Source organism: Paraburkholderia metrosideri (genome assembly GCF_904848625.1).
In the GTDB taxonomy this organism is placed as follows: domain Bacteria; phylum Pseudomonadota; class Gammaproteobacteria; order Burkholderiales; family Burkholderiaceae; genus Paraburkholderia; species Paraburkholderia metrosideri.
The window spans coordinates 129,979-142,154 of record NZ_CAJHCP010000014.1; the positions used below are offsets into that span (position 1 = coordinate 129,979).

Below are 12,176 nucleotides of genomic sequence, written 5' to 3' on the forward strand. Positions count from 1 at the left end.
TGGCGTACGAACGCTCATCAGCGCGCACGGAACATGCCAGCCCTCCGGCGCGCCGTTTTTCCGCCAATCAGCCCACGACGACGGTAAATTCGACTCCCGATTCAAAGTCCAGCGTGGTGGTCGAAAAGCGCGGATTTCCGTCCAGGTACTGTTTATAGGGGCGCACGGCGTCTTCGGCGGTGTACATGTTGTCGGCGAGAACGATCGATCCCGGGCGTAAAAGATGCTCGGTCTGCGTGAATAGATCCAGATACGTGTTCGCCCATACGTCGATGAAGACCATGTCAAACGTGCCACGCAGCCCGGCAACGGTCTCGAACACATCGCCTTCACGCAGATCGACATAAGCGTCGACGCCTGCCGTGCTGACGTGAGCCCGAAGCTGCGCGCACTTGGCCGCGTCGAGTTCGGTCGCGACGACGATGCCATTGCCCAACGTGCGAAGCGCCTCGGCGAAGTACAGCGTAGACACGCCGCAGGAACTGCCGAGCTCCAGAATCCGCGCGGGCCGGTGCGAGAGCACCATATTCCGCAAGAACCGTCCCGTTTCCGCCGACACCGCCAACGACAGCGCCGTGCCTTGCGACGATTCGAAATCTTCACTGGAGAGCCCGAGCGTTTCGAGGAAGCGTCCGCGCAATCGGGGGGCTAGCGTGTCATATTCGTCCGCGAGCGTCAGAAACTCTTCGCTCGACCCATGGAACTGCGCCCGTGCGCGGGCCATTACCTCAGTCTGACTCTGCTGATGAAGCCGCCGCAGAAGCGCTGTCGCTGTTGATGTCATATGTTCTCCCGGAAGCTGTTGAATTGTGACTGGCCGTGCGGTTGTTGATTCAGGCGCGGTGGGTCAATCTTCCGCGCGCCGGCTCGAATGGGCTGCCCAGGCGGCTTGCACGCGCTCCCGTTCCTCGGGCGTCATCGCATTCCATTTGCGCCAATGCCGCCGTCCACCCCAACCACCCCGTCCGCGAAAACCGCCGAACAGAATGCGGCTCAACACCAGCAGGCCCAACGCACGGAGGAAGTCGATCGGCCGGGCGCCGACGAATAGCGCCGGGATCACCCAGTTCCATAAGAGCATCACTGCCACGCCGAGCACGCCTATGCCGACCACGACAAGCAGTGCTTTGCCCACACATCGGGTTCGAAAATTCATCCGTCGACTCCTCTAGAGATCCAGTTCGTCATAAATGCTTTGTAGCCGGGCGCGTAGATGCAGGACCGCGTAGCGTTTGCGCGCGAGCAGCGTATTGAGCGCGATGCCGCTGTCCATCGCCATGTCCTTGAACGTGCGTCCCTCCAGTTCGTGCGCGATAAACACCTCGCGCTGATCCGGCGGCAACTCGTCGAGCGCATCCTGCAATGCCTTCAGCAGCATCGTGCGGGCGTAGAGCGCTTCGGGACCTGCATCGTGCGCAGGCAGCGCGAGGTCGAGGCGATATTCATGGCTGGCATCGTCGTCGTCCGCGCTGGACAGGTCCGTCAGCGGCTCCTCCTTCTTCTTGCGAAACCGGTCGATGATGCGGTTGCGCGCGGCACGAAAAAGCCATGCGCTTGCCTGTTCGATCGGCGCAGGAAGCCGGTAGGCCTGCACGAATTCGTGGAACACGTCCTGCAGGATGTCCTCGGCATCGTTGGGATCGCGGATTCGACGCCGGATGAAATTGACGAGCCTGGTGCGCTCACGCATCACCGTTGCGGTGATGTCGTTATCGCGTTGGTTCGTTGTGTCCGGCGTGAGTGGCGGTTCCATGCGTCTGAAGACGTTTCAGAAGAGCGGATATTGTGGGCGGCGATAAAAATCTTGAGCTGCAGTTGGGGCCGACGTTGTCGCGCAACTAACCGTCCGCGACACCGGCACAATGAAGTCGCGCATCGGACCCGGCCACGCGTGATCGAAGCCGCGTCCGATGCGCCAGATGACGACTGCGCTCAATACCTCCACGTCAGATTAACACTGCCGTTCAGAGGGGCCGCGTAGATGCCGGTGGAGTACTCCAGCGTGGCGAAGTGCTTCTTGTTGAGCGCGTTATTCAGATTCCCCGTAATGCTGAAGTGACGGTTGACGTCGTAGCGCATCATGAAGTCCAGATCGGAATAGGCGCCCTGACGCACGGTGCCTACCCCTTCGGCTTCGAAGCGGGTTGCGCTCTGCCAGCGGACACTGCTGCCCACCGTCAGCTTGTGATCGAAGTAGGGGACGCGATAGGTCGTGGACAGATGCAAGGTCTTGCGCGGCACGAAGGTTTGCGTCGACAGACCGTCGTCGCCGACCACGCGCAGAATCGTTGCACCCGCACTGACGTTCCAGTCACGCGTGATCTGCCCGGCAACTTCCGCTTCCACCCCCTGCGACGTGGCATTACCTGCTGTGTACGCTTCGTTTCCGGTCTCCAGGTTCAGGCCCGCGTCGGTCGCAATGTTGGTCTGACGGATATGAAAGACGGCGAGCGACGTATTCAACCGGTTGTTGAAGAAGGCCCCCTTCAGGCCTGCTTCGGCGCTGCGCCCACGCGCGGGTCCGAGCAACTGGCTATCCCTATTCAGCTGGTACTGCGGATTGAAAATCTTCGTGAAGCTGGCGTACGCGGTGATCTGCTTCGTCAGATCGACGGTCAGGCCGACATACGGCGCCGAGCCGACCGACTGTTGCGAATAGGGCGTGCCGCTCGCGTCGCCGCTGCTGCCCGCCTGCGTGTAGTTGATGCCGAGCAGCAGATTGACACGATCGCTGAGATTCCAGCGCGACGACGCATAGACCGAGCGGCGCACATCGAGGTAGTGCGTGTAATCGGTTGCGGCGCCAAAGGCCGGTTCCGGGAAGGTGCCGGCCAGCAACTCGGAGAGGCTCAGCGCTGTGCCGTCGGTATCGCCTTGGCCGGAAGGATTGCTCAATTCCGAACGGGAGAAGCTGGCGCCGAATACGAGATCGTGGGTTCGTCCGAACAGATCGATTTTGCCGGACACGTTCGAGTCCAGCACGATCTGACGGTTCGACTCCTTCCACCACGATGTATAGGATTCGATCCCGCTGCCGTCGGGATTCAGCGCGCCGTTCGGATAGAAGATTTTCGCGTTGCTCGAAATGTCGTTGAAGGCCGCTGTCGTTTTCCATTTCCAGCGTTGGCCGAGTTGCTGGGTCAACTCTGCGAAAGCCCGCTCCTCCTGGGTATTGAAGTACGCCCAACTGGGCGCCATGCTCGCGCCCACGCCATAGCTGAGCTGGTTGCCATTGGCGTCGAGCAGCGGCAGGCCGCCCCATTGGGCGCCGTCGGAGCGGTTGTTTTCGTAGCTGAAGCCGAGTGTCGCGAGCGTGGTGGGGGTGAGATTCGCGTCGACCACGCCATAGACGATGTCCTTGCTCGGCTTGTAGCGGTCAATATAGGAATTGCCGTCTTCATGCACGGCGACGAGACGTCCGGCGACCGTGCCCGCCTTGTTCAATGGGCCCGAGACATCGACGTCGATGCGCTTCGTATCCCACGATCCGTAGGAGATATCGCCTGACGCCTGGAAATCATAGGTCGGACGCTTACGGATGAAATTGACCGTCGCGGACGGATTGCCGGTGGCCGCATTCAGTCCGTCGGCGCCGCGCAGCACTTCGACACGGTCATACAACGCCATGTCGATGTCACCATATTGCGACGTATAGATCAGCGGCGTGCCGATCCCGTCGAACTGGAAGTTGGTGATCTGGAAGCCGCGTGACGTGAAATCGGTCCGATCGGTTTCGTATTGATCGACCGTGACGCCGGTCACGTGTTTCAGCGCGTCGTTCACGCTATTGAGCTGGAAATCGTCCATTTGCTGGCGCGTCAGCACGGAAACCGACTGCGGTGTTTCCTTCGGCGACAACGGGATCTTGCTGCCCGCGGTCGTCGAGTGGAACGTGTAAGCATGGGTTTTTTCCGTTGGCGGCTGCACATCGTCGCTGCTGGCGTTGACGCTGACCGTCGGCAACTGGGCTTCCTGCGCGGCGGGAGCGGTTTCCGCGTTCGCGCTCTCGCTGCTGCTGGCGGTCTCGTTGGCCTGGGCCCGTGACACCGTCGGCACGATGCCGGCAAACGCCAGCATCACGACAATCGGGCGGAGGTGGCAACGCACGTTCCGGCTGAGAGTGGCCGCTGGAGTGGCGGAATGGACAGATCTGCAGGAACGACGACGGCTCATGAAAGGTATCCGCAAACAATGAAATCGCGAATAGTAATCATTCCCATTTAGGTTTTCAATAGAATTATGCAAATGCTTCAATCGATGTGGGGTTTTTTGACTCCGGAATTGGCTGTCAACCGTCGGGTTGTCGGCCTGAAGTCAGTTCAGCAAAGGTTTGCGGAAGGCTGGGGATGAATTGCGAGGCGACATGTCCGGCGATGCTTCCGGATTCTTACCTCCCGATGCATGCGACGAACGAAGCTTCAGCGAGTCATGGGTGACCCAGATGAGCGCGTGCCGGATTCAACGTCCGCTCGTTCCGCGCGCTCATCACGCTCATCATTAAGCCGCTTTCCCGACGTAGCCGGGTAACCCGGCGGCCAGCTTGCTCTTTGCCAGCTTGAGTGCCTGCCGTTCAACGGCGGCATATTCTTCGTCCGTGCGCGGATAGGGCAGGCGGGTTCGAAACAGATCTGCCCATCTGAATTCCTCGAGCGGGACGGACGTTTTCTCGTATCCGCCTGCATCACGAACCGACGCGGCGAGACTGCGGAATTCGTCGTCGGCCAGATCCCAGATGTGCGCGGGCATGTCCGAGAAGCTTTTACGTTGGCTCTGAGCGTCGTAGGGGTAGGTCCAGCGCCGATTTTCCATCGAGAGCCAGAAGTCGGAATGCGACAGCGCTGAAAAGTCGGCCACCAGCACGGCGGGCATCGCTTTGACTCCGGTGTGCCATAACGCGGTGGCGACGTGATGATGGTCGATTGCGTAACGCGAACCCGCAGGCCCGAGTACGACCGGCACGGGCTTTTCGGCGATGGCCATGTCAAGGTCATGACCTGAAAGCGACTGGTAGAACCGGATCTTCCTGTGTATTTCGCGCAGACCGTGGGTGAACTGGGTCGGCCGAAGTTGGTCGATTTTTACGGTGTTCATGCTTCTCTCTCCGGACAGACGCGGCGCTCGCCACTGAACAAACGCCGCCGGTTGTCCAGTTGTGTGCGCACGGTACGCAGGCGGCACGCGGGATGCTGCAATGGTGACAGGTACCCCACGTACCCGGTTGCCCTCATTCTCGACAGATCAAATCGACTGAAGGAGAAAATCATGCCGCTGAAAAAAGGAACCTCGAAGGCGACGGTGTCGCACAACGTCAAGACCGAGTCAAAGCATGGTAAGCCTCACAAACAGGCGGTAGCCATTGCACTGAATCAGGCTCGCAAGTCGGGCGCAAAAATTCCGCGGAAGGAGGAGAAATGATCGGACTTGTCCGGGGCGCCGCCGCAGAGGCGATCCCGGAATGGCACCGGTCGCCGGTGGGCCGGTTTCAATTGGCCGAAGTGCAGGCCAATGTGCAGCGCCACGTCGTACCGTACCGAGGAGTTTCACGATGACTGACGAAGCGCAGTTCGAAGAGCATGGCGGTTGCGCATGTGGCGCGGTCCGGTTCGTCGTCACGGCGCCGCCCAGACGCGTGTCGTTATGCCATTGCATGACCTGCCGACGGGTCCATGGCAGCGTGTTCGGCAGTTATGCAATGTTCGAACGCGGCGCTGTGCATTTTTCGGGGCCTGCGCAAGGCTGGCAGAGTTCGTCTGCGGCGCGGCGATATTTTTGCCCGGTGTGCGGGTCGGTTGCCTTCATGGACTATGCGGACAAAGATGAAATAGATGTTCCACTTGGCGCCTTTGATCATACCGGCGTGTTTGAGCCGACTTATGAACTGTGGTGCTGCCACAAGGAACCGTGGTTGCCGAAGGGCGCGCGAACTGAATACGACGAAGAACGCACGGCGTAACGCGTTCGCTTCGTTGACCGGGCTCTCGTGCGCTGGCGGCCCAGCAGTCGTGTTCGCGTTCGCGCGCCATCATCGCCGCTAATAGCGGGCAATCCGTGTCTCTTCATCGGCTCAGAAAGAAAAGCTGTGCGCTGGCCCATCAGTTGCTGGTCACATTCGATAGCTCTCTCAGCCGGTCAGCCTTTTGGCCTCCGCGTCCGCCCATTTGATCAACGAAATTGCGATCAGTGATGCCGACGCACGCAGTCACGCCAGAAACGACTGACGCAATAACACTTGAATCCACACAACAAGAGTCGCCACGAATGCCACACATCATGGAAGTCGACGTTGCGATCATCGGCGCCGGGACTGCGGGTCTGAACGCGCTTCGGCAAATCAAGGCGGCGGGACAATCGTTCGTGCTGATCGAGCGCGGCGAACTCGGGACCATGTGCGCGCGCACTGGCTGCATCCCGTCAAAAGCGGTGCTGCATGCCAGCGAAATCATGCGCAGCTGGGCCGAGGCTGAAGGCGCCGGGCCAGTCGGACGGGTGACGGAGAATGCCAACCGGCTTTGGCGTGCCGCCCGTGCAACGCGGGACGAGTCGGCCCGTGGCATGGCAAAAGAAACGCTTGAGCTGGCCGGCGAACGACTGATTCGCGGCGATGCACGGGTGGTGGGCCCAACTGACATTCAGGTCGACGGCCGGCTGATCCGCGCGCGGGCCATCGTCATTGCGACCGGCTCGGCGGCGGTCGTTCCAGACAAATGGAAAGCATTGGGCAATGGCATATTGACGACCGATTCGCTGTTCGATCTGGACACCCTGCCCGCCACCATGGGATTGGTGGGGTTGGGGGCGATCGGCCTCGAAATGGGTCTGGCGTTGAGTCGGCTGGGCGTGCGCGTGACCGGCGCCGATCAAAGCAACGTGGTTGGAGGAATCAGTGATCCGACGATTGCCGACGTCGCGCGACAGCACTTCGAACACGACATGACGATGTGGCTGGGCGAATCCGTCGATATCGAACGCAACAGTGCCGGACGTTTCGAACTGGTGTCCGGTGGACCGTCGCCAGGACGCACGGAAGTCGAGTGCGTTCTGGTCGCGTTGGGGCGTCATTCATCACTGCCGGAACTTGAGTTGCACAACGCGGGCATCGAAGTCGATCAGCATGGCAACGTGCCATTCGACCCGCAGACCATGCGGATTGGCGACTCGAACTTCTATCTCGCGGGCGACGTCAGCAGCGCGCGGCCGTTACAGCACGAAGCGGCCGACGAAGGAAGCATCGCCGGATGGAACGCGGTAGCGCACGAGTCAAACGTTGGCTTCAGGCGGCGCGTACCGCTGTCGATTGCGTTCACCGACCCGGATTTCGCCGCGGTGGGTTGTGCATTCGACAAGCTTGCCGCGGGAACGCTGGTCGCCGAAGGAAGCGCGGACACCAATGCACGCTCCAGCATCGCAGGCCAGAACGACAATGTGGTTCGTCTGTATGTCGAGCCGGGTAGCGGCAGGTTGCTCGGCGCGGCGTTATTCGCGGGCGCGGGCGAGCATCTGGCCCATCTGCTCGCGTGGGCCGTACAGCGCGGCGATACGGTGGCAGAGTTGCTGCGCGTGCCGTTTTACCATCCCACCGTCGAAGAGATCATCCAGACCGCGCTTCACGACGCGGCGTCGAAACTGAATTTCCCTCGCCGACTCGATCTGGCGTCCAGCGGGCACCAGTGATTGTCCGGCGAGACCATCGCAGCGCCGCCGCCTTCACGCGCGATCCGCCGAGCAGCGTGGATCGGGCGGCGCAAGCACCCGCCGTCTACTCCACCCTGGACGAGTCCGCCAGCACCTGGCGCAGCATCTTTGCCAGCGTGTCGGGCCGGTAGGGCTTGTGCAACAGCGTCACGCCAGGCGCAAGGATGTTGTTTCGGGAGAGGATGTCGCGCGTATGTCCCGACGTAAACAGCACCGGAATCGCTGGCGTGCGGCTTCTCGCCCACGCGGCGAGATCCGCGCTTTTCTCGATGCCTGGCATGACGACGTCGGTGAAAACCAGATCGATCTTGACGCCGCTTTTCAGAATGACCATTGCCGCATCGCCATTGGACGCCTGGAGCACCCGGTAGCCCAGTTCCTGCAGCAGTTCGACCGAGGTCGAGCGGACCTGCGCGTCGTCTTCCACTACCAGCACGGTTTCATGGCCACCCTCCTGTGACATCACCCGGACTTCGTCGGACGCGATTTCCGACTCGTCACTGCGCGGAAAATGCATCTGGATGGTCGTGCCGACGCCGACTTTACTGTGAATCGCCAGGTGCCCGCCACTTTGACGGACAAACCCGAACACCATGCTCAGCCCCAGTCCCGTGCCGCGTCCGTCTTCCTTGGTCGTGAAAAACGGCTCGCAGGCGCGCTGCACCACTTCAGGCGGCATGCCCGGGCCGTCATCCTGAACCGTGATTCGCAGATACTCGCCGGCTGCAATACCGGCGCCGGCGACCTCATGCGCGGCGAGGCTGACGTTCTCGGCGAACACGTTCAGCCGTCCGTCCCCGTTCATCGCGTCGCGCGAATTGATGGCCAGGTTGAGCACGGCGTTTTCCAGCTGGTTTCTGTCGACCTTGATCGACCATGAACTCTCTGGAAGCGTCAACTGGACCACGACTGTTTCACCCAGCGCACGCTGCAGCAGATCCGACAGGCCGTCGAAAATCCGCCGCGGGTTCATGACCGTGGGCGAGAGCGGCTGCCGTCGCGCGAACGCAAGCAGCTGCGACGACAGCTTGGCGCCTCGCTCCACCGCAGACGCCGCCGCATTGACGCGCTGCTGGACATTCTGATTGCCGCGTTCCTGAAGTGCCAGAAGTTGCAGGTTGCCTGAAATGATCTGCAGCACGTTGTTGAAGTCGTGCGCGACGCCGCCGGTCAGCGCGCCAATCGCCTCCATCTTCTGCGACTGGCGTAGCTGTTCCTCGACGGCAATGCGTGCCGCGACTGCATCGTCGACGCGCTGTTCCAGCGTGCGCGTCAATTGAAGCAGCGCATGTTCCGCGACCTTTCTTTCGTGGATATCCACCAGCACGCCGGGAAAACGGCTCGGCTGACCATCGTCGCCATAGTCGCAACGTCCGCTTGCCAGAATCCACATGTACTCGCCGTCGTCCGCGCGGCGTATCCGGTATTCCGTGTTGTAGGGGACACCGCGCTCGATGGTCCGCGTGATCTGCTCGTGCACCCGGCCCAGATCGTCGGGATGAATCTTGCGCAGGGCGGATTCCAGCGGTAGTCCGCATTGCGCCTGATCGACGGTGAACGAGAACGTTCGTGCGAAGCGCTCGTCGCCCGTGACCTGGTTGGCCTTGATGTCCCACACGAACGAGCCCAGCACGGCGCCCGAATTGAGCGCCAGCTGGATGCGCTCGTTGGCGGCGCGAAAGGCCGCTTCGGCTTCCCGCCGCCGCCGTTCTGCGCTGACCCGCGCGGTGGTCTCGATGACGATGGAAATGACGCCGGCCGGAGCGCCGTCGTCCTCGACGACCGGGCTGTAATACAGGTCCATCCAGACGTCTTCGGCTGCGCCGCTCCTGAACAGCACGAGTTCCTTGTCGCGGTACGACAGCGTTCCACCAGCGAGGCACGTATCGACCACATTGCGGTTGAAGTCGGCCACCTCCGGCCAGCCTTGTTCGACGGGGGAGCCCAACAGAAAGGGATGCCGGCCGCCCGCAAACACCGCGTAGGCGTCGTTATAGACCATGTAGCCGGGCTGCCCCCAGAGCATGACCAGAGGGACGGGGGACGCGAGCAGCATCTGGACGGCGGCCCGAAGGCTGCCCGACCATTGGTCGATGGGGCCCAGCGCGGTGGTCGACCAGTCGAATTCGCGAATCCGCCCGGCCATTTCGCCGCGCCAGCCGGCGCATCCGTGGTCGTCGCTCAGCACCTGCATGAAAGCCACCTTCTGTTCTGTTGAACCGGCAGTCTCGTATCCGCTCCCGCCGATGTCAATTCACGCGGCCCGCTCTGTCCAGTCGGGCGGACCCGGGCGCCCACAAGGACTTCATGCGGGCTCGCGTGAGTGTGACGGCGGGCGACTGCGGCAGGAGCCTGCTGAAATGTTATGCCACGCGAATCGCAGAGGTAATTGCCAGCAAGGCGCGAGCCCGGCTTGCGGTTCTTGAGCGTAAGTCGCTGATTTTCGGGTAATTTGATCGCCGTGCGCGGTATTTCACGACGCCCCGCAACCGCATCGCGCATTCATGCGGGCGCGACGGACGATAGTCGCGAACCTGCGGCAACTGATCGTATGCTGTCGCAGAGCGTGGGCGCGACGTTCGCCCAATCGCGCCGCGTCAGGTTGGCGGGTGCATCCGCCACGGCGGCCTTCTTCATCGAAATACAACTGGTCAAACGCCATGTTCCTGTTGAGCGAATTCTTCAAGTCGGTACTGTTGATCGTCACCACGCTGTTTCCGATCATCAATCCGCCTGCGGTTGCGCTGATCATCTTGAGCATGGTGCGCGGCGCCAGCGAAGAAGATCTCACCGAACTCGCGCGCCGTATCGCGATCAACGGCTTCGTGATTCTTCTCGCTTCGCTGTCGATCGGCGCGTACGTGCTGAAATTCTTCGGCATATCGGAAGACGTGTTGCGGGTCGCTGGCGGCATCGTGATTGCGACAGCGGGCTGGGGCCTGCTGCAATCGCCGACCGATGAAACCGTCGAGCCGACCCCCGATCCCAGGCGGACCGCGTCGTTACGCAGCAAGGCGTTCTATCCACTGACATTGCCGATTACAGTCGGTCCGGGATCGATCGCGGTCGCGATTGCATTGGGTACCGGCTCTCCGCACGAAGGCGTGCTGCCCGTGCATGTGGTCGGCGTTGCGGTGGCTCTGGTGCTGCTTTGCCTGAGCATCTTCTTCTGCGTGCGCTACGCGAAGCGGATGGAAAGGCTGCTGGGAACCGTCGGCACACAGATCGCCATGCGGCTCTTTGCGTTCGTGCTGTTCTGCATTGGCATTCAGTTGATGTGGATCGGTGTGGCGGGGTTGATCGACAGCCTGCATCTGCATTGAGCGCCGTCGGGCCCAACAGGAAGCTGGGAAGCTACGGCAAACGGTAAGGCAATGGAAAGGAGGCGGAGGTCGCCGCAGCCAGCAAACCTGCTACTGCAGCGACACGGTCGTTATAACGCCATCGACTAAGCACCTGACAAATCGTTGGTTCTGTGTGGTCACCCGCGCTGCTAAAGTCGCCGCGATGGACGAAAAGCGTCCAACACCACATGCAAACATCGAACTGGAAATACGGGGCTTGGATATGAAACGTTTGACTCGCAGTGCCGCTGTACTCGGACTATTGATTACATTGTCGGGCGTCGCACATGCCGATCGACTCGACGATATAAAGAAGGCTGGCGTCCTGCGCGTCGCGACGTTCGACAGCAACCCGCCGTTCGGTTTCGTCGATCCGAAGACCAATCAGATTGTCGGCCTCGATGTCGATTACGCGCGCGCGGTTGCCGCGAAGCTCGGCGTCAAGCTCGAGATTCAGCCGACCAATCCCGCCAACCGGATTGCGTTTCTGAAGTCGAATAAGGTCGATCTGGTCTTCGCCAACTTCACGATCACCGACGAGCGCAAAAAGGAAATCGATTTCAGCACGCCGTACTTCGCGTCGGGCACGCAATTCATCGCGAAGAAGGGAGTATTGAAGTCGCCGCAGCAGCTGGCCAGTTTGCGGATCGGCGCGGACAAGGGCACGACCAACGAGCAACAGGTTCGCGCGCAATTCCCGAATGCCACCATCGTCGCTTATGACGACACGCCGTTCGCGTTCGCCGCACTGCGCACGGGGAACGTGCAGGCCATCACGCAGGACGGCCCCAAGCTGGTCGCGTTGCTTGCCAATGTGCCGGACAAGGAGAAGTACGAGATTCCGCCGTTCACGATTTCGAACGACTATGAAGGGGTCGGCGTACCGAAGAACGAAGCGCGTTTGCTGAACGTCGTCAATGAAACGCTGGAAGGTCTCGAAGCGAACGGCAACGCCGCGAAAATTTACGACCAGTGGTTTGGTCCGGGCAGCAAGGCGCCGTTGCCGCGCCTGTTCAAGATTGGCGATCCGCAAAAGAGCTAAGCGGTTCTCTCGCTTGCTAACCGGCCTGCCGTTTTCATGACGGCGGGCCGGTTTGTTTTGTTTGCACCTCTGCAATCGCTTCTGGCTTTCTGGATGGA

General features: G+C 61.1%; 11 protein-coding genes. 5 read left to right on the forward strand and 6 right to left on the reverse strand.

What is annotated here, in order from left to right; translation table 11 throughout:
- Nucleotides 1–67: 67 nt before the first annotated feature.
- From LMG28727_RS27665 to LMG28727_RS27685, 5 genes are all read right to left on the reverse strand, one after another.
- Nucleotides 68–784, reverse strand: a complete 717-nt coding sequence (locus tag LMG28727_RS27665; RefSeq protein WP_201645508.1) for an O-methyltransferase — start codon at nucleotides 782–784, stop codon at nucleotides 68–70.
- A 63-nt stretch (nucleotides 785–847) separates the two neighbouring features.
- Nucleotides 848–1,156: a hypothetical protein gene (locus LMG28727_RS27670; protein WP_201645509.1), complete on the reverse strand. Its 309-nt coding sequence runs from the start codon at nucleotides 1,154–1,156 to the stop codon at nucleotides 848–850.
- A gap of 12 nt (nucleotides 1,157–1,168) precedes the next feature.
- The gene (locus LMG28727_RS27675; protein ID WP_201645510.1) at nucleotides 1,169–1,753 is read right to left on the reverse strand and encodes an RNA polymerase sigma factor; all 585 of its coding nucleotides are present in this window, start codon (nucleotides 1,751–1,753) and stop codon (nucleotides 1,169–1,171) included.
- Nucleotides 1,754–1,932: 179 nt separating this feature from the next.
- Nucleotides 1,933–4,077, reverse strand: a complete 2,145-nt coding sequence (locus LMG28727_RS27680; RefSeq protein WP_201645511.1) for a TonB-dependent siderophore receptor — start codon at nucleotides 4,075–4,077, stop codon at nucleotides 1,933–1,935.
- A 420-nt stretch (nucleotides 4,078–4,497) separates the two neighbouring features.
- On the reverse strand, nucleotides 4,498–5,091 hold the full coding sequence (locus LMG28727_RS27685) for a ParB-like protein (RefSeq protein WP_201645512.1): 594 nt from the start codon (nucleotides 5,089–5,091) through the stop codon (nucleotides 4,498–4,500).
- Nucleotides 5,092–5,262: 171 nt separating this feature from the next.
- On the opposite strand from LMG28727_RS27685, the gene LMG28727_RS27690 reads away from it, so the two are divergent.
- The 3 genes from LMG28727_RS27690 to LMG28727_RS27700 all read left to right on the forward strand — a co-directional run bounded on the left by LMG28727_RS27690 (nucleotide 5,263) and on the right by LMG28727_RS27700 (nucleotide 7,671).
- Nucleotides 5,263–5,415 (forward strand): DUF6496 domain-containing protein, encoded by a 153-nt coding sequence (locus tag LMG28727_RS27690; protein ID WP_201645513.1) that lies wholly within the window; start codon nucleotides 5,263–5,265, stop codon nucleotides 5,413–5,415.
- A 130-nt stretch (nucleotides 5,416–5,545) separates the two neighbouring features.
- Nucleotides 5,546–5,953, forward strand: coding sequence for a GFA family protein (locus LMG28727_RS27695; RefSeq protein ID WP_201645514.1), 408 nt, complete (start codon nucleotides 5,546–5,548; stop codon nucleotides 5,951–5,953).
- A 317-nt stretch (nucleotides 5,954–6,270) separates the two neighbouring features.
- Nucleotides 6,271–7,671, forward strand: a complete 1,401-nt coding sequence (locus LMG28727_RS27700) for a dihydrolipoyl dehydrogenase (RefSeq protein ID WP_236592413.1) — start codon at nucleotides 6,271–6,273, stop codon at nucleotides 7,669–7,671.
- Nucleotides 7,672–7,756: 85 nt separating this feature from the next.
- Here LMG28727_RS27700 and LMG28727_RS27705 read toward each other — a convergent pair whose 3' ends face one another.
- Nucleotides 7,757–9,886: a PAS domain-containing hybrid sensor histidine kinase/response regulator gene (locus LMG28727_RS27705; RefSeq protein ID WP_201645516.1), complete on the reverse strand. Its 2,130-nt coding sequence runs from the start codon at nucleotides 9,884–9,886 to the stop codon at nucleotides 7,757–7,759.
- A 466-nt stretch (nucleotides 9,887–10,352) separates the two neighbouring features.
- On the opposite strand from LMG28727_RS27705, the gene LMG28727_RS27710 reads away from it, so the two are divergent.
- Both LMG28727_RS27710 and LMG28727_RS27715 read left to right on the forward strand, forming a co-directional pair.
- Nucleotides 10,353–11,015, forward strand: a complete 663-nt coding sequence (locus tag LMG28727_RS27710) for a MarC family protein (protein ID WP_236592415.1) — start codon at nucleotides 10,353–10,355, stop codon at nucleotides 11,013–11,015.
- Nucleotides 11,016–11,259: 244 nt separating this feature from the next.
- Complete coding sequence (locus LMG28727_RS27715) at nucleotides 11,260–12,078, forward strand: ABC transporter substrate-binding protein (protein WP_201645517.1); 819 nt, start codon at nucleotides 11,260–11,262, stop codon at nucleotides 12,076–12,078.
- Nucleotides 12,079–12,176 lie beyond the last annotated feature (98 nt).